The organism is Nocardia sp. NPDC050413 (assembly GCF_040655475.1).
In the GTDB taxonomy this organism is placed as follows: Bacteria; Actinomycetota; Actinomycetes; order Mycobacteriales; family Mycobacteriaceae; genus Nocardia; species Nocardia coubleae.
Genome location: NZ_JBFAJZ010000001.1, coordinates 990,020 through 1,011,228 on the forward strand (window position 1 = coordinate 990,020; position 21,209 = coordinate 1,011,228).

At 68.5% G+C, this 21,209-nt stretch carries 17 protein-coding genes, 1 tRNA gene and 1 pseudogene; 9 read left to right on the forward strand and 10 right to left on the reverse strand.

All coding sequences use genetic code 11. From position 1 onward, the window contains the following. Positions 1-5: 5 nt before the first annotated feature. Positions 6-752 (reverse strand): 3-hydroxybutyrate dehydrogenase, encoded by a 747-nt coding sequence (locus AB0I19_RS04675; RefSeq protein WP_357144426.1) that lies wholly within the window; start codon positions 750-752, stop codon positions 6-8. Further along, positions 749-2,122, reverse strand: a complete 1,374-nt coding sequence (locus AB0I19_RS04680) for an MFS transporter (RefSeq protein ID WP_357144429.1) — start codon at positions 2,120-2,122, stop codon at positions 749-751. Before AB0I19_RS04680 ends, AB0I19_RS04675 begins: the two co-directional genes overlap by 4 nt. A 116-nt stretch (positions 2,123-2,238) precedes the next feature. Between AB0I19_RS04680 and AB0I19_RS04685 the strand changes: the two genes are divergently transcribed. Beyond that, positions 2,239-3,165, forward strand: a complete 927-nt coding sequence (locus AB0I19_RS04685) for a LysR family transcriptional regulator (protein WP_357144432.1) — start codon at positions 2,239-2,241, stop codon at positions 3,163-3,165. Between the two features lie 66 nt (positions 3,166-3,231). On the opposite strand, the gene AB0I19_RS04690 is transcribed toward AB0I19_RS04685, so the two are convergent. Then, complete coding sequence (locus AB0I19_RS04690; protein ID WP_357144435.1) at positions 3,232-4,437, reverse strand: hypothetical protein; 1,206 nt, start codon at positions 4,435-4,437, stop codon at positions 3,232-3,234. 124 nt (positions 4,438-4,561) lie between these two features. Next, the gene (locus AB0I19_RS04695; RefSeq protein ID WP_357144438.1) at positions 4,562-7,909 is read right to left on the reverse strand and encodes a WD40 repeat domain-containing protein; all 3,348 of its coding nucleotides are present in this window, start codon (positions 7,907-7,909) and stop codon (positions 4,562-4,564) included. A 62-nt stretch (positions 7,910-7,971) separates the two neighbouring features. On the opposite strand from AB0I19_RS04695, the gene AB0I19_RS04700 reads away from it, so the two are divergent. From AB0I19_RS04700 to AB0I19_RS04715, 4 genes are all read left to right on the forward strand, one after another. Beyond that, positions 7,972-8,493 carry a hypothetical protein gene (locus AB0I19_RS04700; protein ID WP_357144441.1) on the forward strand — a complete coding sequence of 174 codons (522 nt, stop codon included), beginning with the start codon at positions 7,972-7,974 and terminating at the stop codon, positions 8,491-8,493. A 277-nt stretch (positions 8,494-8,770) separates the two neighbouring features. Further along, positions 8,771-9,427: a hypothetical protein gene (locus AB0I19_RS04705; RefSeq protein WP_357144444.1), complete on the forward strand. Its 657-nt coding sequence runs from the start codon at positions 8,771-8,773 to the stop codon at positions 9,425-9,427. Then, positions 9,424-10,092 carry a hypothetical protein gene (locus tag AB0I19_RS04710; RefSeq protein ID WP_357144447.1) on the forward strand — a complete coding sequence of 223 codons (669 nt, stop codon included), beginning with the start codon at positions 9,424-9,426 and terminating at the stop codon, positions 10,090-10,092. Before AB0I19_RS04705 ends, AB0I19_RS04710 begins: the two co-directional genes overlap by 4 nt. 293 nt (positions 10,093-10,385) lie before the next feature. Further along, the gene (locus AB0I19_RS04715) at positions 10,386-11,564 is read left to right on the forward strand and encodes a hypothetical protein (protein WP_357144450.1); all 1,179 of its coding nucleotides are present in this window, start codon (positions 10,386-10,388) and stop codon (positions 11,562-11,564) included. Positions 11,565-11,600: 36 nt separating this feature from the next. Here AB0I19_RS04715 and AB0I19_RS04720 read toward each other — a convergent pair whose 3' ends face one another. Beyond that, complete coding sequence (locus AB0I19_RS04720; RefSeq protein WP_357144453.1) at positions 11,601-11,894, reverse strand: hypothetical protein; 294 nt, start codon at positions 11,892-11,894, stop codon at positions 11,601-11,603. Positions 11,895-12,093: 199 nt separating this feature from the next. Here AB0I19_RS04720 and AB0I19_RS04725 point away from each other — a divergent pair, with 199 nt between their 5' ends. The 4 genes and pseudogenes from AB0I19_RS04725 (at position 12,094) to AB0I19_RS04740 (ending at position 14,959) form a co-directional block, all read left to right on the forward strand. After that, on the forward strand, positions 12,094-13,695 hold the full coding sequence (locus AB0I19_RS04725; protein ID WP_357145122.1) for an FAD-binding protein: 1,602 nt from the start codon (positions 12,094-12,096) through the stop codon (positions 13,693-13,695). Positions 13,696-13,890: 195 nt separating this feature from the next. Next, positions 13,891-13,978: transfer RNA gene (locus AB0I19_RS04730), tRNA-Leu, on the forward strand. 276 nt (positions 13,979-14,254) lie between these two features. Next, positions 14,255-14,338: pseudogene (locus tag AB0I19_RS04735) on the forward strand (hypothetical protein); the annotation flags it as partial. A gap of 246 nt (positions 14,339-14,584) precedes the next feature. After that, positions 14,585-14,959 carry a hypothetical protein gene (locus AB0I19_RS04740; RefSeq protein WP_357145157.1) on the forward strand — a complete coding sequence of 125 codons (375 nt, stop codon included), beginning with the start codon at positions 14,585-14,587 and terminating at the stop codon, positions 14,957-14,959. A 60-nt stretch (positions 14,960-15,019) separates the two neighbouring features. On the opposite strand, the gene AB0I19_RS04745 is transcribed toward AB0I19_RS04740, so the two are convergent. From AB0I19_RS04745 to AB0I19_RS04765, 5 genes are all read right to left on the reverse strand, one after another. Continuing rightward, entirely contained in the window at positions 15,020-15,436 is a 417-nt protein-coding gene (locus tag AB0I19_RS04745; RefSeq protein ID WP_357144456.1) for a hypothetical protein, read from the reverse strand. A 328-nt stretch (positions 15,437-15,764) separates the two neighbouring features. Next, positions 15,765-16,760, reverse strand: a complete 996-nt coding sequence (locus AB0I19_RS04750) for a hypothetical protein (RefSeq protein WP_357144459.1) — start codon at positions 16,758-16,760, stop codon at positions 15,765-15,767. Between the two features lie 321 nt (positions 16,761-17,081). Further along, complete coding sequence (locus AB0I19_RS04755) at positions 17,082-18,407, reverse strand: hypothetical protein (protein ID WP_357144462.1); 1,326 nt, start codon at positions 18,405-18,407, stop codon at positions 17,082-17,084. 59 nt (positions 18,408-18,466) lie between these two features. Then, the gene (locus AB0I19_RS04760) at positions 18,467-19,852 is read right to left on the reverse strand and encodes a hypothetical protein (protein WP_357144464.1); all 1,386 of its coding nucleotides are present in this window, start codon (positions 19,850-19,852) and stop codon (positions 18,467-18,469) included. After that, complete coding sequence (locus tag AB0I19_RS04765) at positions 19,852-21,126, reverse strand: nucleotide disphospho-sugar-binding domain-containing protein (RefSeq protein WP_357144467.1); 1,275 nt, start codon at positions 21,124-21,126, stop codon at positions 19,852-19,854. The genes AB0I19_RS04760 and AB0I19_RS04765 overlap by 1 nt, the downstream gene beginning before the upstream one ends. Between the last annotated feature and the right edge of the window lie 83 nt (positions 21,127-21,209).

Genomic DNA, 21,209 nt, shown 5'->3' on the forward strand with positions numbered 1-21,209 from the left:
CGGGTCTAACGGGCGCTCCAGCCGCCGTCCATCACATACGACGACCCGGTCACCATGCCCGCCGCGTCCGAGGACAACCACGCAACCAGCTGGGCCACCTCCTCGGGCTCGATCAGCCGTTTGATCGCGCTCTCGGTGAGCAGCACCTGTTCGACCACCTGCTGTTCGGGGATGCCGTGGACGAGGGCCTGGTCGGCGATCTGCTTGTCCACCAACGGTGTTCGCACATATCCAGGGTTCACGCAGTTGCAGGTGACGCCGTGCGGACCGCCTTCGAGCGCCGTCACCTTCGACAGGCCCTCGAGCCCGTGCTTGGCCGTGACGTAGGCGACCTTGAACCGGGAGGCGCGCAGCCCGTGTACCGAGGAGATGTTGACGATGCGGCCGAACCCGTTGCGGTACATGTGCGGCAGTGCCGCGCGGATCAGCAGGAACGGCGCCTCGACCATCAGCGTTTGCATGGCCCGGAACCGTTCGGGCTCGAACTCCTCGATGGGGCTGACGGTTTGGATACCCGCGTTGTTGACGAGGATGTCGGTGTCCAGGCGCAGCTCGGCGAGTGCGTCGACATCACGCAGGTCGACGCACCAGGCGTGGCCACCGATCTCGTGGGCGACAGCTTTCGCACCGTCACCGTCGAGATCGGCGACGGTGACCTCGGCGCCGCGGGCGGCGAGGACCCGCGCGCACGCGGCGCCGATCCCGCTCGCGGCGCCGGTGACCAGCGCGGTGCGACCGGTGAGGTCACTCATGCCGCAAGCCTTTTCGGTGCGTCGGTATCGGCCAGATCGACCGTTTCCAGGTCGATCCCGCGCGTCTCCCGCGCACACAGCACCGCGATCACCGTAACCGTCGCCGCCACCGCGAGATAGACCGCGATCGGCACCGACGAACCGTAGGAGTCGAGCAGGCGCACCGCGATGATCGGCGCCAGCGAACCGGCCACGATCGAGGTCACCTGGTATCCCAGCGACACACCGGAATACCGCATTCGGGTGGGGAACATCTCGGCCATCATGGCGGGTTGACCGGCGTACATGAACCCGTGGAAGACGAGGCCGACGATGATGGCGGACAGGATCACCACGCTGTGCCCGCTGTCCATCATCGGGAACGCGAAGAACCCCCACGTTCCGCCTGCGACGGCGCCGGCGAGATACACCGGCCGACGCCCGATCCGGTCACCGAGGTATCCGGCGAGCGGGATCACCGCGATGTGCACGGCGTGGGCGATGAGCAGCCACCACAGGATCGTTGTCGTGTCGGCGTGTACCTGCACCTTGAGGTAGGTGATGGAGAAGGTGACCACCAGGTAGTACATGATGTTCTCGCCGAAGCGCAGCCCCATGGCAGTGAAAACCCCACGCGGGTAACGGCGCAACACCTCGAACGGGCTGAACGAGGTGGCCTTGGTGTGCTCGAGCGCCTGCTGGGCGGCCAGGAAGATCGGCGCGTCGGTGACCTTCGTCCGCACGTAGTAGCCGACGAGCACCACCACCGCCGACAGCCAGAACGCGACCCGCCAACCCCAGCTCAGGAACGCCGCGTCCGACAGCGTCGAGGTGAGCACCAGCAGCACGATGGTGGCGAGCAGATTGCCCGCGGGCACTCCCGCCTGCGGCCAGCTCGACCAGAAGGCACGGCTGCGGCTGGGGCTGTGCTCGGCGACCAACAGCACCGCGCCACCCCATTCACCACCGACTGCGAAGCCCTGGACGAAACGCAGCGTCACGAGCAGAGCCGGTGCCCAGTAACCGATTTGGGCGAAGGTGGGCAGACAGCCCATCAGGAACGTCGCCGCGCCGATGAGCACGAGACTCGTCTGCAGCAGCTTCTTGCGCCCGTAGCGGTCACCGAAATAGCCGAAGACGATGCCGCCGAGCGGGCGCGCCGCGAAACCGACGGCATAGGTGACGAACGCGGCGAGGATCGCGTCCAGGTCGCTGGTCCCCTTCGCGAAGAACACCTTGCTGAACACCAGGGTGGCGGCGGTGCCGTAGAGGAAGAATTCGTACCACTCGACGACGGTGCCCGCCATCGAGGCGGTCACCACCCGCCGTAGCCCGGACGGTGTCTCCTCCGGTGTGTCACCGGTCGGCCGGGTCGTGCTGCTGACGCTCATCGCACTACTCCTTCACGCGCTGTGAGCTGACTCACATTCCATGCGAGGAGTATTCGTGCAGAAGTCTTTCGGTCGCAATGCCCAGTTTCGCAGTGGCTATCTGCGAATATGCAGATATGAGCCGTTCCGTCGCGTCGTCCGGGCGCAGGCCGAGTGCCGATGATTTGCTCGTACTGCTCGCCGTCGGCCGGTCGGGACGGTTCGTCACGGCCGCAGCCGAACTCGGGATCAACCACACCACCATTTCCCGGCGCATCGCCGCCCTCGAGGCGGCCGTGGGCGGACGGGTTCTCACGAAAGTGGCAGGCGGTTGGGAGCTCACCGATCTCGGTCGCGAAGCCCTCGTAGCTGCCGAGACGGTCGAAGCCGCGGTGCGTTCACTGGGCTCTCCGGGCGGGGAACGCATTCTCGAAGGGGTGGTGCGGCTCTCGGCGACCGACGGGTTCAGCGCCTACCTGGCAGCGCCGTCGGCGGCACGGGTGCAGCGCCGCCACCCCGGCATCGCGGTGGAGATCGTCGCCGCCACCCGTCGCGCATCCACCCAGCGAACCGGCCTCGATCTCGAGGTGGTCGTCGGCAGACCCCAGGTACACCGGGCCGAGGCCATCGAACTCGGCGACTACTGCCTCGGCCTCTACGCCGCCCGGGACTATCTCGACGCCCACGGCGCCCCCACGAGCATCGACGACCTCGCCGGCTATCCGCTGGTCTATTTCATCGAGTCGATCCTGCAGGTCGACGACCTCGATGTGGCCACCAGCTTCGCGCCGACCATGCGCCAATCCGTCTCCTCCACCAACGTTTTCGTTCATGTGGAGGCAACCCGCGCGGCCGCCGGTATCGGCCTGCTGCCCTGTTTCATGGCCGACCGCCACCCTGATCTCGTCCGGGTCCTGGCCGACGAAGTGCGGGTCCAGCTCACCTATTGGCTTGTTACCAGGCCTGAGACCCTGCGCCGCCCCGAGGTCGCCGCCGTCGTCGAAGCCCTACGCACCACTGTCCGCGAATGCCGAGCCACCCTCCTCGGCATCCCCGAAGCGTGATGGTCCCGATCCCTACCGCACAGGTTCGCAGCCCACACACTTTCCCTGAACCCGCCCCGTGTTCCGTCAGATGAAGAGGCAGGCGATCAGGAATGATGCGGCTGTCCAGAGGAGGTAGCCGAGGTGGGTGCGTGAGTTCCGGATGGCATCGTCGATGGTGTGGGCTGCGGTGAGGCGGCCGGCGAAACCCGGTGGGGCCGCGGCGAGCGCATCATCGAAGCCCTCGGCGGCGACTATTACGCACAGCGAATGCCTCTGCGCGGCAAGCAGTTTGCCGCGATAGCCGCCGACCGCGGTCAGTTGGTCACCCGCCAGCCCGGCGGTGATCGCGCAGGACGGGTCGATCCGGCGGCGGATCACACGTCCTCGTGGCGTCAGATAGTCGAGGGCGACGGCGAACGCCGCACCCGAGGACGCGCCGCTGATGTCGTCGACCGGGGCGCCGCCTTCGAGCGTGAGTGACCACAGCACGCTTGCCTCGGTGCCCGCGATCGTGCTGCCCTGCCAGGCGTCGACCAGCGCGCCGTGGAACTCCGCGTCGGCATGCAGGAAGCTCATGCGGGCCGGGTCCGGATGCAAACCGCTCGGACCACCGTCGACCTGCGTCAGTTCCAGGACGGCGACGTGTCCTTCACCGTAGGCGTCGACGAACAGGACGCGAATCGCACTGGTGTGCAGGGTGATCGGCCTGCGTCCGGCCAGTTCGAGGGCGGCCAGAATCGCGAACCCGTGCGCGGGATGGTCGCGGTATTCGGCGAGATGACCGAGCACCGACGCGAGCCCGTCCTGCCCGGTGCCGATCGGTACGTCAGCACTGGTGGAGGAAGGTGTCGAGCACAAGTTCGCGCGTTCGGCATGCGTGAGAAGACGCCGGACGGCGCTACCGGTGTCGGTCACACCGGCCAGTGCGCATGCCAGCGCACCCAATGCACGCGCGGCCGAGAGTTCGGCGGTGTCGCGCCTGCGGTCGTCCCCGGGCGACTCCGCTTCCTCGGCAAGCAGCTCGTCCTCGTCGAGGCCTTTCCAGCGCGCCAGCGACGCACGCGCCAGCACCTCGGTTTCCCGCCGGGGTGCCAGCAGCTCCCGAGCGGCCGTACCACCTGCGAGGACGGCCGCTCGACAGCATCGCAACCAGCGCTGTTGCGCTCCGACCAGCATGTCGAGCACGACATGGTCGGGAAGGTGGCTCAGGTCGTCCGCCGCGCCGGTTGATCCGTGCGTGGTGTGCGACGGGCCTGGGGGACCGACGGCATCTGTCGAAAGTCCGAGCATGTGTGCGCTCCTTACCGAACCGGGCTGAGAATCCCGCGAGCGGGAGAACCCAGTGTCGCGCCGCAGCGGGACCTGTCCACAGTCCGTCGGTGCCAAGGCCCTGACGTGCAGTGCCAACCCGTTGTCACCCTGTGGGACAGGGGTTTACGAAGGTACGGCCGGGGAGGGTGTTCGACCACTCTTGTGGGGTGATGGGTGCGGTGCCGGTGGCGCAGATACGCGCGGCTTCGGTGGTGGCGTCGGTGTGCCAACGGCGCAGGGTGCCGTCGGTGGCGGATTCGACGAGGACGGTTCCACCGGCTGCGAAGGCGAGCATCGTTTTCTGCCAGTGCCTTTCGCCGTGGTGCAGGGCGGCGTAGACGGTGGGCGCGGCAGGGTCGGTGTAGTCCCAGATTTCGATGCGGTCCTTGGTGAGATCGTCGACGGCGAGGCGGGTACCGGTGTGGTCGAAGGCGACCGAACCGGCGGGGCCACGTGCGGCGACGGGAATCGGCAGTGGGCGGGGGCCGCCTGGTTCGCCGAGGCTGTAGACGAAGGCTCCGGCGCGGGTGCCGGCGGCGAGAACGTCTGTCGTGACGGCCAGAGACATGTCCTGACCAACTGTGGGCAGGCCGGACAGTTCCGCGACCGGTCGGGCGTCGGGCCCGGCGCTCAGGTCGTAGACCGTGACATGCCCGGTGCGGTGACTGCCGACGGCCAGCCTCGATCCGTCGGGACTAACGGTGAGTGCGGTCGGATAGCCGTGCCCGAATCGCAGTGTGGACCGGAGCTCGGGGCCGCCTGGCCGGGTCAGATCCCACAGTTCCACCGACGACGTCAGACCCCGTCCGACGGCCAGGGTGCCGTCCGGGACGAAGACGACACCTCGCGTGTCGACCAGTCCGTTGTCGATCGGTCGCCCGAACGGCTTCGGGGTGGGATCGGTGATGTCCCAGACCTGGATGGCGCGTTCGTTCAGGGTGGCGGCTCGTGTCCCGTCGGGGCTGAGCACCACGGTGTCGAAGAAGCCCGAGGGATCGCCGTCCACGGAGTCTCGTCCTGTGCCCGCTGGGGTTCTCGACAGTGCGCGCAAGCGCGGCAGCAACGCGTCGGGCAGCACACCGGGAGACGGCGCGGATACGTCTTGGGGAAGCCTGAACAGCGTTCGCGGCCCGAGTTCGGCCGCCTGGCCCGCGAGGTCGAAAACGTGTACGGCACGGTCGAATCCGGAGGTCACCAGCGCGCGCCCGCCACGGAACACCTCGGCACGCGCCACGGATCCGCCGGGGAATCGGGCGAGCACCGCACCGGTGTCGAGATCGAGGAGGCGAGCACGGGAATCGCCACCGACAACCACTGCCGTGCGGCCGTCCCCGGTCGGCGCCACGTCGAAGTACTCGTTGGCGCCTCGCGACATCGCGCGCAGCGGTTCGGGCCGGGTGATGTCGGTGCCGAGGCGCCACCTGGCGATCTCGCCGGGGTTGAGCCCCACCGCGAGCACGTCACCATCGATATCGACCGACCTGATCTCGGCGCCGTTCGGTCGCTCGACCGACAGCTCGAAAGCGCGACGGGCCGGATCCAAAGCTGCTGTGTGCCAGCCCCGGACAGTCGTCGTCCACGTCGCGTCGACGATCCGGGAACCGGCCGCGACGAGCACCCGGTCGTCGGCCGTGACGAATGCGTGGTTACCGGGAACAGTCAGCGTGGGCTGCGGTACAGGGCGCGCGGGATCGGCACCGAAACGCCAGGACAGCACCGTTCCACCGTGGGTACCGATCGCCAACAGGTCGTTGCCCGGACCGAAGGCCAGCGACCAGGGCAGATGATCCGCCAACGCGAATTCGGTTGTCCGCCGGGGATTCTCCGCGATGCTCCACAACACCGCCGAGCGTTCGCCGGCCACAGCAAGCCAACGCTGGTCGGCGCTGATGGCCAGGGCCCGCACCGGACCGGCCACCGCTGCGAACAACGGCATTCGGGTCACCCCGGCATCATCGACCCGCACGAGCTGCACGGTGCCGTCGCCGTTGCCGATCGCGATCATGTCGCCACCGATGCTGGTGGCCAGTCGTGGCGGGTCGATACCGGCCGATACTCCGTCACCGGATACCCCGGGCAGGATCCGGATCGGCGTGCCGAGAGCCGAGAACTCCAGCAGGGCCGATCGGGCATCCGTCGTGGCGCTCGTACGCACCGCCGCGAGGGCGACGAGTTGCGACAGCGCGGGGTCGAAGTCGGCACCACCCCGGGCCACGCCCGCGAACAGCCGGGAATTCGATTCGGCTCTGGCAGCGGCATTCTCGGCCCGGACCCGGGCCAGCCCGGTCACCGAGAGCACGGCGAGCAGGACGGCGAGCACACCGGCGACAGAGACCAGCCACAGCGCCAGATTCGGTCTGCTGCGCGTGCGCGACACAGCTTCGGTGACCGTCGCGGCCGCCGCGATGCGGTCGAGAAAGTTCTCCGGCGCCTGCCGCCGCGCCTCCTCGTACCCGGTGGCGGCAACCACCACCCGAAGCGAAGCACGCTGTGCCGCAGCGAGTTTGCCCGCATATCCGCCGACCGGGGTCAATTCCGTCTCCGACAGGCCCGCCGTCACCGCGCAGGCCGGGTCGAGCCGGCGCACCCGCAGCCACCGGACCAGCTGGTGGCGTGGGGCCAGGTCGTCGAGCGCGACGGCCATCGCCGCGGCCATCGACGCACCGTTGATGTCGTTCTCGGGCGCGCGACCCGCCCCGGTCACCGACCACAGCACGCAGGCGCCCGTCGCGGCCGGCCGGCTCACCTCCCACGCCCGCGCGAGACTGTCGGTGAACTCGCGATCCGCCTGCAGGAACGACATGGCGGCCGGGTCCGGGTGCAACCCGCTCGGCCCTTCGCGCACCTGCTCCAATCGCAGCACGCCGACGCGGCCGGCGCCCCCGATGTCGACGAACAGCACACTCACCCGGGTGGTCCGCACCGTCGGTGGTCGCCGACCGGCCAGTTCCAGCGCGGTCACGATGCCGTAGCCGCGCGAGGGCCTGCCGCCCTGGCCGAGCAGGTGCAGTACCACCTCGGCCAACGGGTCGTCGCCACCGGTGATCGGTCCGGCGGGGAGCAATTGGGTACCGGCCGAATGCAATCCGGCCCGTTCGGTGTGCCGCAGGAAGACCGCACACGCCTCGGCGATGTCGCGCGCGCCGGTCAGGGCTTGGGCGAGGGCGGCGACCGCGTGGGCCGCCGACACATCGGCGGTGACCCGATCACCCTCCAGATCGGGGTTCTCCGATTCCTCTTCCAGCGGGTCGTCGCCGGCCTCGAGGTGCTTCCATCGCGCCAGCGAATGCCGTGCCAGCACACCCGTTTCACGGTGCAGGTCGAGCAGCCCACGAGCCGCCTCGGGACCCTCGGCGACCGCTTCCCGGCACAGTGCCAACCATCGCTGTGGCGCTCCGGTGAGCTCCGACAACAGCGCGTCGTCGCGCTGGAACTCCGACTGTCCGGTCATCGTCGGCCCTCGACCACAGCGGGGCGAGTCGTGTTCACCACGGACGGATAAGCTCGACACCGATGCGCATCAACGACCTTCCCGGGGGAACCATCTTGTCGAGATCACTCCTTGTCGGTGCTGCGCTGTCCGGTGCGGCGATCACCGCCCTGCTCGGCACCGGTTGCTCCACCGGGGACAGTTCGGCCATGCCCGTGGCCGGTGCCAACACTCCCACATCGACACCGCCGCCACCACTGCTGTCGGCCGACGACGTCGAGCGGTTGTTCGCGCGCATGCTCGACCCGCAGGTCCCGAACTCCGAGAAGCTCGATCACGTGCAGGGCATCGGCGACGATCCGGGCCTGCCCAACCGCATCGCCGAAGCACCGGGCCGCAACAACGCGACGGTGACCGTCACCATCACCGGAACCAGGCTCGGTGCGCCGGGCATGCTCGCCGATGGCACCGGGAGGATGAACACCGCGACCAGCCCGTTGATCGTGCCGTTCGTCGCCGAGGACGGGAAGTGGAAGATCGAGAAGGCCTGGTATTGCCAGATCGCGTTCTCGATGATGGTGTCCTCCCCCACCTGCCCGTCCTAGCTCACCTTCGTCGTGCGAACCGGTGGCGTGGGCAACGGCATCTGTGTAGGAGCCCGTTTCCCATCAGCAGGAGGCTCCCGCTGTGACCCGTGTCGTCCGGTCGTTTCCCGGTCCGCCGACCGGCGCGCGGGCGGAGCAACACCATGCCGGTTCGGCATCGAGCTGCCCGACCCAGCTCGTCCGACCGGCGCCGACCGCAGAGCATCGCATGCGTCGCGCGAATTCACATCGGACAGTGCGGCATTCGGCACTGTCGCCGACGAAGTGGGAGCACGGGTTGACTTCTGACCCCTTGGACACCTGGCTCGGCGCCACCTGGAGCGCGGTCCCCGCACCGCTGCGCCTCGCGGTGGTGGAACACATCTTCGGCGCCGATCTGGTCACCATGTCGACCTATGCGGCGGCCAAGGCGCGGTATGTCGTCGAGCGGGTCGACCCCGACATGCGCTCGGACTTCGAGGACGTCGCCCAGGACACCATGGTCGCGTTGACGGCGACCTTGCCCACCGAACGTATCCGGCACTGGAAAACCCATGTCCTGCAGCAACTCCAGTGGCAGGTGCTGCAGAACAGGCGGCGCCGCACAGCGGAGAAACGTCACCCGGGGCACCGCGTCGACTACGAATCCACCGCGCTCGTCGTCGAAGACCACACACTCGTCGGCGGTGAGGACCGGCTGGCCGACCGCGCCGTCCTCCGGGCCGCGCTCGACGCGATCCCACACCCCGAGACCGCTGCCGTGCTGCGCGCGACCTTCGTACTCGCCCCCGACGGCACCTACACCGACGTGCAGACGACCAAAGAGGTCGCCGAGGACCTGGACTTCAGCCAAGAGAAGGTCAAGCGGCTGCGCGCGGCGGGAACGAAGATGCTGCGCGAAGCCCTGCGCGCCCAGCTCGACGCCCGCGACCAGGACACCGAGGAGGCATCGTGACGGCGCGAGATCATCGACCCACACGACTGAACCTGCCCGTCGACATCGACGTGCTGCTCGCGCTCGCCGACGACTCCGAACCCGATGCCGAGGCGGCCGCCGCCGGCGCCCGGATCGCGGACCGCCTGCTCGCAGCACACGATGCGACACCGGAACCCCATTCCTTGTCCGCGCGACGCATCGTGATGCGGGTGCCCGGGTGGACGGTGCGGCCGCTGGCCGCCTCCTCACGCGACGGAGCGTCATCGAGCCGGGTCGTCCAGAAACAGATCGACCAGGAGCTCGGCATCGAATTCACACGTACCCCCGCCGGTGCCGAGCAGACACGGATCTCGGTGCAATCGTTCGGTCCCGGCACCGCGGCAGGCGACGTGGTCCGCGTCGCGGTGCATGCGGGCGAGGAACGAACCGAGGTTCTCGTCGTCCTGTACACGGATGTCGACGGGTCGCTCACCGGCCAGATCGTCACCCGCGCAGTGACTTTGGCTGAGCACCTGGAGATCTCCATCGTGCCGGGTACGGCGCTGGGCGACACGCATACGGCGGCGATCACCGACGCGGTGCGGTGCTCGTTGACGGCGGGACGCAACGCGTGGCGGCGAGTCGCCAAGGGGCTGCCGGTCGGAGACCCGGTTCGGTCGGCGATCGTCGCCGGATTGAGCTGAGTGCCGCGAACGGCCCGGTGCGACGGATAGGTCGTGGGTGAGGAGACCCCCCAGCGATCTCCTCACCCACGACACGAGACGCGTCTGGGGCAGTGCCGGCGACTGGTCTCGTCATCAGTGATGCGATACGGCTCCCGATCGGTTCGCCGCCGGGTGGAGTTCGGCAAAAACGCCGATTCGCAGTCTTCGCATCGCGCGGTGGCGCGGGCGGTTCATCGTCGGAGCCGCGACGAACCGATCGCGCCGTGGACGGCATCGATAGCGGTGGCAGGGGAAGAATCCGGGGGGACGTGATGTCGAACGACGCTGATCGACGGCTGGAAATGGCTGCGGCGGCGGTCTTCACGCTGGGTTCCTATGCCCGCGCACGGCTCGATTCGCTTGCTGGATCCGCGACCACGCGGGCATACATCCTGCGGCGGGAGACGGAGGCCGCGCATACGCGGCGGGTCGCGGCGGCCCATGCGGTCGCCGATACGCGCGTGCGTGATTGTTGTGTCCGCGCGCGGGCGGCGGTGGAGAAGCGGACAGGTGGGTCCGATGCGAGCTCACCAGTGGCGGGCTGTTCGGTTCGGATCGGCGAGTTGTCGTTCGGCCCGGATAGTGTTGTCCCGCTGGTGGTTCCGCTGCTCGGTCAGGGGAACTTGGTGGTATCGGGCGGTGCGCCCGGGGTGGTCGGAGAGCTCTTCGCCGCGATCGTGGATGGTGTGCGAGCCGTCGTGCGGTCGCTCGATGTGCACTGCTTCGATCCAGCGGGGCGAGGGCATGTTCGGCGGGAAGCACATCGGGCGCCGGGACAGTTCGCGGATCTGATCCACGTGCTGACCCGTGCACGGGCCACATCCGCTCAACTGCTCGTCGTGCTCGACTATCCGCATGGCATGGACGACGACACCGCCAGGGCACTCACCGAGCTGATGAGGACCGGCCCCGAGGACGGGGTGAGTGTCGTCCTGCACCACGATCCGGAACACCGCGATTCGTGCGCGGGACTCGACTTCTCACGACCTCTGCGCGGGTACGGCAACGACTTCGTCTGGCAAGCCTGCCCACCGGGACGGGTCCGTCTCGACCCGGCGAATGTGACTGCGGCGGCATCTGATTCACGCCATCACTGCCTCGACTACCTTTCGGAGCTGGCCGAGATCGTGACGATCGCGCGCACTCGCGACGACGAAATCACCGCGGCCGACCACCAGCTCCAAACCGGCACAGCCGCCCTCGCCCGTCACCTGCTCGAACTGGACGACCGTGAACGCCACCACCGGGCGGTCATCGACGCACAAGAACGCACGGCGCACCGACTCCTGCTCTCGGTGCGACGCGGCGACCTGATCCGCAACCTGGAACCGACACCTCCGACGACCGCCCTGTCGACCGAGGAACTGGTCAGAGCCCACGAAGTGGCAGTACACGAATTGCGCCGCCAGGTCGAGGCCCAGTCGGCACCCGACAGGACTGCGCCGGCATAGAGCTCGCGCCCGCCGGGAGCACCTCCGTCCGCCGGTCTAGTCGCCCGTCCTTGCGGCCCGCTCGGCATCAGCGCTCATCGCGGCCAAGTCCTCGGCCACCGCATCCCACAGCGCGCCGTACTCGGGCACAAGCGTGCGGACGTGCGTCAGGGTCGGATAGTCGTTCGGATCGAACGCCAGATGCCCCGGACGGCCGCCCGGCATGGCGGTGTCGGGCCAGCGACGGGCCGGTGCGTTCGACGCGGAGTCGTCGACGAACAGGATCTGCGCCTGTCCCTGTGCGCCGATCTTCCACACAGCGCGGGTCGACGCGGAAATGGTCACGGGCATGAAGTCCTCCGATGGCCATGGATAGCGACAACGGGATCGTAAGACAGTCAAGGCGTTTCACGGAGTGTCGCGCCACAGAATGACGCACCCGGCCCAGCGAGGACCGCTCACAGGCGGAACACCGTCCGACGCTTTCTAGAACACGTTATAGTTCCGGATGCGGCCCGGACATCCCGCCGCACGAAAGGTGGTACAGGTGCTGACCTGGGACGATGAAGCCGATGTCGTCGTTGTCGGATACGGCGGCGCAGGGGTTACGACGGCGCTCGCCGCTCGCGAACGCGGCGCGGAAGTCCTCGCGATCGACCGGTACCTCGGCGGCGGCGCGACAGAGCTGTCCGGCGGAATCATCTACGCCGGGGCGGGCACCTGGGTGCAGCACGCCGCCGGCATCGACGACGACGCCGACAACATGTTCGCCTACCTGCAAGCCGAGGTCGGCGACGCGGTGAGTCCCGCGACGCTACGCCGCTTCTGCGAGGAGTCCCCCGCACTCATCGACTGGCTCACCGAGCACGGCGTGCCGTTCGAGGCGTCGGTGTGCCCGTACAAGACCTCCTACCCCACCGACGACTACTACCTCTACTACTCCGGCAGCGAGAACGCCGGCGGTTACCGGGAGCTCGCGAAACCACGTCAGCGCGGACATCGCGCCCACGGGCCCGGCGTCTCGGGTAAAGCGGTGTTCCGCCCGCTGGCACGATCGGCCGCTGAACGCGGGGTGCGGGTCCGAACCGGAACCACGGCGACCAGGCTCGTGGTCGAGGACGGCCGGGTAACCGGCATCGAAGCGGTCACCCTCGACGGCGCACCCGCCGCCGTGCGACGCCGTTTCGCGGCACTGGCACGGATCTCGTCGAAACCCGGTGTGTACCACCAGGGCCTGCGCCGGGCCGTCCAAGCGCTCATCGCACGCATCGAGCGCAAACACGGTGTGCCGGTGCGGATCCGGGCCCGCTCCGGTGTCGTACTCACCACCGGCGGATTCATCGCCAACGCGGCGATGGTCGCCCGGTACAGCCCCCACTACCCCTGGGCGCAGGGTCTGCCGCTCGGATCGGCCGGCGACGACGGCAGCGGCATCACGATGGCCGAGGAGATCGGCGCGGCCACCGGCAAGATGGACGCGATGTCGGCATGGCGTTTCATCGGCCCACCCAGCGCCTTCTACGGCGCGATCGCGGTGAACACCGAAGGCAGTCGCATGGTCGACGAATCACGCTACGGCGCGGCACTGGGCGCCGCCATCGCCACCGCCCCCGGCCACCGCGCGTGGCTGCTCGTCGACGCCGAACTCGCCGCCGAAGCACGCACCCAGATCGCCGGCCAGTCGGTGTGGTTCCAGCGCATGCAGACCGAACGACTCCTCCGCTTCGGACGCACCACCGGCCGCACCATCGAAGAAGCCGCCACCCGCGCGGGCATCGACCCCGCAGGCCTGCGCGCCACCGTCGACGCCCACAACCAGGCCATCGAGCAGGGCACCCCCGACCCACTCGGCAAACCCGACGACATCCGCCGCCCGATCCACACCGGCCCCTACGCCCTACTCGACATCTCCTTCGCCGCCCGCCTCACCTACCCCATGCCGATGCTCACCCTCGGCGGCCTCCTCGTCGACGAACAAACCGGCGCCGTCCGCACCGAAACCGGCGACCCCATCCCCGGCCTCTACGCCGCCGGTCGCGCAGCAGTCGGCATCTGTTCCAACGGCTACGTCAGCGGACTGTCCCTCGCGGACTGCGTCTTCGCCGGTCGACGCGCAGGAACCCACAGCGTCCAGCCCGTCGCCCAGAACTGACTTTTCGGGCATCCCCGAGCGCTGGCGCCGTGGCTGGTCTCCCTGGTTCGCCTCCGAACCAGGGAGACCTGAGGCACCCTAGGATCAGGCGCCTGACGGCACCGTCAAGATCATCCGACCCCCAACAAAACCGCAGGTCAGATAGGCGATTTGGTTTACGACAAACAGTCGGATAATCTTTTGGCACACCAGCAAGTCCGGGTGGCGGAATGGCAGACGCGCTAGCTTGAGGTGCTAGTGCCCGTATTAGGGCGTGGGGGTTCAAGTCCCCCTCCGGACACCAGTGCTAAATACAACTATGTGTTTGCAAATGCCTACTCGATGCTCCAGGTGCGAACCCCGCACCTGGAGCATCGACATTTATGGGCCCCTGCTTTCAGCGGAGACGAACACGAACACCGCGGGGACAAAGCCTGCACCGAAACCCCACCATCCACTCCACGGGCGTAGAGTTGTGGCCGGCTGGCAATGGCCACAGCCGGACGGGACCCCATCACCTCGAACCCGGCGCGGTGGATTTTTTTGATCTGGTCGTGTGATCGCGGTGGGCAACGTCTTGGTGGCCCACCGTCGAGGCACCGGACCGAACACCACCACGCCAGTCGATCAGTACAAGTCTGGGGTCAGCCCATACGGGGTTTATGACCTGTGCGGCGACACCTGGGAGTGGCTGGCCACCGAAGGCCGCAAGCCTGGAAAGGCACGGCGTTCACCAGCCCGTTCGACCGGGCGCTGCCCGCGATGCTCAACGATGTTGCCGCAACGATGCTCGACGACGACACGGGATTTCGTTGCGCCACAGTCGACATGGCATCAACGGTGGTCCCCCGCTGACCATCCGGTCTCTGTACCCTCAAGGGATTCCGACAAGTCGAAGGGGATTTGGGTCGTGTCCACGTTTGAGGAGAAGTACCAAGCCGTTTTGGCCTACCTGCGCGACAACCAGCCGAACCTCGCCGAGCTCTCCGAGGTCGACACCTACCTCACCGAGACGAACGCAGCGTTCGAGGCAGCCGAGCTGGACCCGCAGCGGCGGTTGGAGCTGATCAAGCTGCGCAACGAGGCGATGACCGCCGCGAACTCGGCACGGCGATCCGCCCAACGGGCCGACGAGGCTCTGCACGATGAGATCGCGGCCGCGATTTCCATTCGCAAGGCCTCACCCCTGGAAGCCGTCCGCAGGCCTTCACGCTCGGTCGCCACCGACAACTACACGCCACCGCAGTACCCGGAACGTCGCCACGACCGAGGCATCTCTCGCTAGATGCTCGGCAAGCCGGGACCAGCTGATCAGCTGGCGTTCATCGAATGTCGTGGACGCCGTTCAGAATTCGCCACCGGCATCGTTGTAAGCCACGCTGGTACCAGCGATGTCGATCGTCGTTCCCCACCCCGGCGAGGGCGCGGCCCCGATCGATACTTCCACCTTCGAGATCCCATGGCGGGCCGTATCATCCGGGTAGCGCGCGACGCACGATTCGTATACGCCGTCGGCACCGACGTAGGAGACAGGGCCGAACGTCGCCAGGACCGCACGGTCGAGGTAGCCACAGATATCCAGGGCCCGCAAGGTGTCGAGGTAGGCCAGGGTTTGGCGGGCCTTCTCGGGTAAGTATCCCGGGTAGTCCGGCGCCGGCACCGGCACCGGGACAGGCTGCGGCTGCCCCGGAGTGGCTGACGAACACCCCATCAGTGCCAGCAACACCACTACCAGCAACACAGGAACAAAACGCTTACCCATGTCAGGCACCCCCCTGCTTCGAACCTCACTGCGTGCCCGAACCCTACTGCAGGCCAACGCCGCACAACGATGGCACAGACGCCACACAGGGTCGACCTGCGGTCCGTGTGCTCGTGCTCTCTGATCAACTTCCTGCAATCACACAACCACATCGAGCGATGTTCGATGGGATTCGGTGGTGGTCCGGGGTCGATCTGCCTGCCGGGATATCCTGGCTTCCTGTCGGCGTGGCAGGCGCGGCATACGGATCCACATCAGGGCCGCCGATAAGTCGCCACAGGAGTGCGGGCAGGCGCCGCTGGCCTGAACTCACTGCATCGAGGCGGGCCTACCCGACCCGGCCTCGTCCAGGGGGAACGATTCGTCTTTGCCGGGCGATTGGTTCATCGGGATGCAGGACGTGCTGGAGCTGACGGATCGCCTCGTCGTCGAGGTCCGCATCAAGGGCGGCGGCCGCCCAGTCCCAGCGCGGCGTGGACCAGATGAAGTGCGCTACGCCCCAGCGAGGAGTCCATCCTTCCTGGCTACGCGGGCGCCGAGAGAGCATCGTGTGCTCGTTCATCGCATCGAATGCCCCGGAATCCGGATCACGGAAAGGAACGGCATCGGGGGTGAAGTCGATCGGCACGCGTGCGAGGATCGGTGCTGCGGTGACGGTTTCGGCAAACCAGTCAGTCTGCACACGCTTGACCGCCGCGAATCGATCCTGAAGGATCTGCTGGTGTTGCTCCGGTGTGACCACAGGTCCGCCCCATACGAACCGCGCGTCGGCAATCGGCTCGCCAACCACGAGGTCGACGAACTGCGCACCGAAGCCCGCCGCCTCCGACCGGTATCCGAGCATCTGGCCAGACTCCTTATCGACCCAAATCCGCAGCGGCTCAGGCTTTCGGGGCGGCGGAGCCAACTCGACCGTCCAACACGCCCGGCCGACGAACTCAACCTCTTCCACCGGACCGGCTGGCCGGGCGAAATCATCACCGGCCCACTCCGCGGCCTTTCGCCGCAGTAGGAACTGAGTCGGGCCCAGATAATGCACGCGGTCAGGTGGGCCGACGCGAGGGCGTTGCAGATCTGCGGTGAAGTCCCAGGCGTGGATGCCATCGGTGACGAAAATCGGGCGCCCATCTTCGTGCTCGACACGAAGCCGGTCTCCGTGACGCCACACCCGGCATCCGTCATCGGCGACGACCAGCATGGGACTCGACCCGATCGCGACGAACCCATCCGCCCGAGCGGCAGCACCGATCTCCCGAACGGTGCCTCGGAGAGGTACGTCAGGGCCAGAGGTCAGCGCTGTCAGCACCTCAATCCATGCTGTCATGACGTGAGACTAGGCGAACCGCTCACGCACGCGCGGCATCTGTCGGTCCATGGCACCCAGCGATCAGGAGCGGTATACGGGGCTTTTGCGGGATCGGGTGACAGTGCGCCTCATCGCCCCCTGGGAGCCCACCCAAGCGCGTCGGCGCGAACGGCCTCGCACCGATACCCGCACCCCACTCCGCTCCCCCGGCCCGCTCCGCAGCTCCTACAGCTGATCCGGTGCCCGCAGTGGACTAACCACCGCCGACCGCACCCGTTCCGTCGCAGGGCACCGCTGATCCCCGCAGGAGTCCGCCGCCGAAACCGACCCCTGTTGCAGTCACCAGGCAGTGCCGTCGAGTCCCCAGGTTTCGAGTTCGGCGGTGATGTTGGCGCGGAGTTTGTCCTCGTCACCGAAGTGGTCGGGGTGGATGCCGAAGAAGGTGATGGTGATCTTGTCGTCGTATTCCACTGCCCAGGCGGCGATCCCGGGACCCTGACGGCGCCGTTCGGCGGCGCTGCGGCCCTGCATGATGGCGCGGATGGCGAAGGACTCGGCCCGCCGACCGGCGATGGTGAGCGCGCTGTCGGGAGCGGCGCCGAGATTGGAGACGGTGGTGTCGGGGCCCGCGATCGAACGCATCATGGTCGCGATGACCCGCTGGGGTAGCAGCCGGACGACGGGTTGGAGGTTGTCGGTGAGCTTGTCCTGCCCGGACGACGCGTATCGGGTGAACGCCTCCTTGCTCAGCGTACGGATCGCGGCCAGTCCGGTTTCGGGCGACGGGGGTTCGGGCACCCGGATCCACACACCGCCAGAGGCATTGGCGCGCTCGTCCCCCGCTTCCCGATTGCTGACCGCGATACAGACCCGCAACCCGTCGGCGCCCACCGGCGCGCCGGAACGCTGGACCAGGCCGCCGAGGAGCGCGGTGAACAGGCTGTTGCCGGTTCCGCCGAAGCGTCGGGCTTGTTCGGCCCAGCGGGCACGGTCGATGTCGACGATGGCCAACGTGGTGTCGGGGCCGTCGGTGGCCAGGTCGGCCGTGCGGGGTGCGCCAGCCGCTGCGCGTCGGGGGTCGTTGCGGGTTCGCCACAGCTCGACGCCGATCACCCGGGCCGCGGCCGCGGCCGCGCCGAGCTGGGCCAGCGCGTCCGCGACGTCCCCGCGCCAGCGGGGACGGGCCAGCACCTCGGCCTCGGTCGGCAGCGTGCTCGCCGAGCTGCCCGCGTGCGCGGCGGCGAGCGCGTTGTAGAGGCCCTGGCCGTCGGCGACCATATGCGAGATCAGCAGCGAGAGCACGAAGCGGCCCGCGCTGGTGCGCACGCCGACGAGTTGCCAGCCGCGACCGTCGACGGGGTCGAGGTCGGCGGTGCGCAAGGTGCGGTCGGCCCAGGCGCCGATCTCGGTGTCGGCGATCGGGTCGGGGTCGATGCGCAACACCGGTCGATGCGGTGAGCGCACCCAGCGATGTCGCGCGAACGGCACCACCGCGCGAACCACCTTGCGACTCAACGAGCCGGCCGCGAGCTGCTCGCCGAAACGGGTGAGCTCGGCGGTGTCGGGCTCGGTGGTGAAGACCCAGGCGTACTGGATCGGCGCGGACCAGCCGAAGAGCTGTTCGGCGAGAAGATATGACTCGTCTGCCCCGGCAACACGGTTCATTTCGCCAGGCTAGCCAGGGCGGGCGGGTGCCGCATCCCGGCGGCGGCCGAAAGCGAGCTTCACCACATCCGGTGCTCGACACCCCAGCCGTCGAGTTCGGCGGCGAGCGTTGTCCGCAGTTCGTCCGGATGCGGGAAGCACCCTTCGTCGAAGGCCGCGACGCAGAAGGTCCAGGTGTTGCCGGTGCGCAGGCCCCAGGACTGCACGCCGTCGCCGAACCGGTAGGGCGCGGCCGGGTCGACGCCCTGCGCGATCCCCCGGAATGCGACCGCACTCGCGTAAACCCCACCGATACAGCGGAGTTCGCTGTCGAAGTCACCCAGGTTCGAGGCCACCACGTCGGGCATCCCCGACCCCGCCGTGGCGGCCCGCACCACCAGCCCCGTCGGCAGCAACCCGACCAGCGGCAGCAGATGCACATGGGCGGCCCGCTCCCCAGCCGAGAGCCGGGTGAACGCGTCCTTGCACTGTCGCCGCAACGGCCCGAGATCACCACCGGGCGGCAGGTCCTCGGTGAACGTCACCGACACCCCGGCCGTCGCGTTGCCGCGCGCATCGTCCTCGCTGCGCCTGCTCACCGGAATACCGACCTCGAGCACCTGTCCATACCCCGACGCGCGCAACGCCCCAACCAGTACCGCGATGAACAAGGTGTTCGCGGTCCCCCCGTGCCGCCGGGCCACCGAATCCCAGTGCGCGGCATCCACGCTCACCGTCGCCCACGAGTACCGCGCCCGCGGTGCCCGCACATGCGCGCCCGGCTTGACCGGACGTCGGTCGCGTGCCGGTCCCGCCCCACTCGCCCGCGCGAATGCCTTCGCGGCCCTGACGATTCCCCGTCCAGCCGCCACGACTTGGATCACCCCATCCGCCGCATCGACCGCCGTGTCGACGAGCGGACGGACCGAACGGGAACGCGCCAGGTGTCCACCGAGTGGCGAACACCGCCGGAGCCTGGTGATCAGTTGTCCAGGTCGGGCGAGGGGATCGCTGGGAGTGCCGGTGAGGGCGGCGGTCGCGGCGGTGACCACGGTGCGACCGTCGGCGACGAGGTGCAGCGCGGTCAGCGAAAGGACGAAGCCGCCGTCGTCGAGCGGGACACCACGCAGGCGCCAGGTGGGACCGTGTTCGGGGTCGAGAGGGGCACAGGACAACTCGGCACCGGACCAGGGTTCTACGTCGCGGGCCGGGATGGGTTCGCTGTCGACGAGCAGCTCGGGTGTGAAGTCGGCGTGGATCCAGCGCGGGCGAGCAAAGGGCGCCCGCGCCCGGATCAGGCGCCGGTTGAGGACACTGTGCCGCAGGCGCTCGTTGACGATGTCGAGTGCGGCGCGGTCCGGGACCGTGGGAAAGTGCCACAGCACTTGCAGCACGACCGACCAGCCGAACGCTTCACGAACCAGCCAGTAGGTGGTGTCCTCGGGTTGCATGCGCGCCACGACCATCAGCGGATCCCTCCGGCAGGGCGGCTCGCCGTGGTGTATTCCTCGACCAGGTCGGCGCAGTGCCGTACCGCCTGTTCGGGGGTGATCAGTTCCGCGCCGAGGGCTTTGGCCGCTCGTGCGGGTTCGGGGGCGAGGACGGTGGTCAACTCGCGGACGAGCGTGTCGGCGGTCAGGCCACGCAATCGCGTGGTCGCGCCGACACCGTGGTGCACGCACCGGTCGCCCCAGTACGGCTGGTCGGAACCCACCCAACACACCAGGCCGGGGATCCCGGCGCGCAGCACCGCCGCCGTGGTCCCGGCGCCGCCGTGGTGCACCGCGGCCCGGCACAGCGGCAGGATTCGCTGGTGGTCGAGCGCGCCGACCATCCGCACGTCCGGGCTCTCGGGCACGGTGAGTCCAGCCCAGCCGGTGCAGATCAGCGCGCGGACACCCAGTCGCGCACTGGCCCGCACGATGGCGTCCACCACCGCGCCGGGGTCGGGCACGGGCATACTGCCGAACCCGAAGTAGACGGGCGCGGAGCCTGCCGCGATCCAGGCCGGCAGGTCGGGGTCGCCGGTGTCGGCACCGATGCGGGCGCGCTGCTCGGCGGCCAGGTCGAGGAAGCCGACGAATGGTCGCGACGGCGACCATTCGGCGACCAGTTCTGGGCACAGTCGCGGATCGTAGGCCTGGATCTCCAGTCGGTCGCGCGGTGAACGCGCGACCTCGCCCGCGATGCCGAGGTCGGCGCGCAGCGTGTTCTGGCGGTCGCGGGTGAGCAGCCACATCGCGGTGTCGGTGAGCCACCAGCTCGCCCTGGTCACCACCGGCGGGACGCCCGACAGTGCGGCGGGCACCGGCGAGACGGTGCTGTTCGGACGAATCGGCGCGTGGTGCAGCGAGATACACGCGGCTCCGGCCGCCTCGGCGAACGGGGCGGCGATCTGTTCGGTGACGAACCCGGTGAGGATCGCCTCCGCGCCCTTGTGCAGCTCGCGCATGTCACCGACCGCCTGCGCCCAGCCGAGATCGCGGATCTCGGTGAACGCCCGCCACCGTTGCCGCGGACCGCCGGTGCGCAGCTTCGCGCGCACTACGTCGGAGTTCATGTGCGCCTGTGTGTCGTAGCCGAACGGCGCGGTGGCCAGTCCGGCCGCCGCGACGAACTCACACAGGTTCGGCGGCGCCCCGACGAGCACGTCGTGGCCGCGCCGCTGCAATTCCGACCCGACCACCACGGCAGGTTGGATGTCTCCGCGTGTTCCGTTGAACGCGAGTAGAAACCTCATCGATCTCCCTGCCTCCGGTTACGAGCACGGTAGGCGAAACCGGGAGCAATGAACCAGCATCCGGGCGCTCGCTGTGAGATGGA

What these genes read in the sequence shown, in the direction of transcription:
- AB0I19_RS04675 (WP_357144426.1), bottom strand. Translation starts at nt 752, where the DNA reads ATGAGTGACCTCACCGGTCGCACCGCGCTGGTCACCGGCGCCGCGAGC.
- AB0I19_RS04680 (WP_357144429.1), bottom strand. Translation starts at nt 2,122, where the DNA reads ATGAGCGTCAGCAGCACGACCCGGCCGACCGGTGACACACCGGAGGAG.
- AB0I19_RS04685 (WP_357144432.1), top strand. Translation starts at nt 2,239, where the DNA reads ATGAGCCGTTCCGTCGCGTCGTCCGGGCGCAGGCCGAGTGCCGATGAT.
- AB0I19_RS04690 (WP_357144435.1), bottom strand. Translation starts at nt 4,437, where the DNA reads ATGCTCGGACTTTCGACAGATGCCGTCGGTCCCCCAGGCCCGTCGCAC.
- AB0I19_RS04695 (WP_357144438.1), bottom strand. Translation starts at nt 7,909, where the DNA reads ATGACCGGACAGTCGGAGTTCCAGCGCGACGACGCGCTGTTGTCGGAG.
- AB0I19_RS04700 (WP_357144441.1), top strand. Translation starts at nt 7,972, where the DNA reads ATGCGCATCAACGACCTTCCCGGGGGAACCATCTTGTCGAGATCACTC.
- AB0I19_RS04715 (WP_357144450.1), top strand. Translation starts at nt 10,386, where the DNA reads ATGTCGAACGACGCTGATCGACGGCTGGAAATGGCTGCGGCGGCGGTC.
- AB0I19_RS04720 (WP_357144453.1), bottom strand. Translation starts at nt 11,894, where the DNA reads ATGCCCGTGACCATTTCCGCGTCGACCCGCGCTGTGTGGAAGATCGGC.
- AB0I19_RS04745 (WP_357144456.1), bottom strand. Translation starts at nt 15,436, where the DNA reads ATGGGTAAGCGTTTTGTTCCTGTGTTGCTGGTAGTGGTGTTGCTGGCA.
- AB0I19_RS04750 (WP_357144459.1), bottom strand. Translation starts at nt 16,760, where the DNA reads ATGACAGCATGGATTGAGGTGCTGACAGCGCTGACCTCTGGCCCTGAC.
- AB0I19_RS04755 (WP_357144462.1), bottom strand. Translation starts at nt 18,407, where the DNA reads ATGAACCGTGTTGCCGGGGCAGACGAGTCATATCTTCTCGCCGAACAG.
- AB0I19_RS04760 (WP_357144464.1), bottom strand. Translation starts at nt 19,852, where the DNA reads ATGGTCGTGGCGCGCATGCAACCCGAGGACACCACCTACTGGCTGGTT.
- AB0I19_RS04765 (WP_357144467.1), bottom strand. Translation starts at nt 21,126, where the DNA reads ATGAGGTTTCTACTCGCGTTCAACGGAACACGCGGAGACATCCAACCT.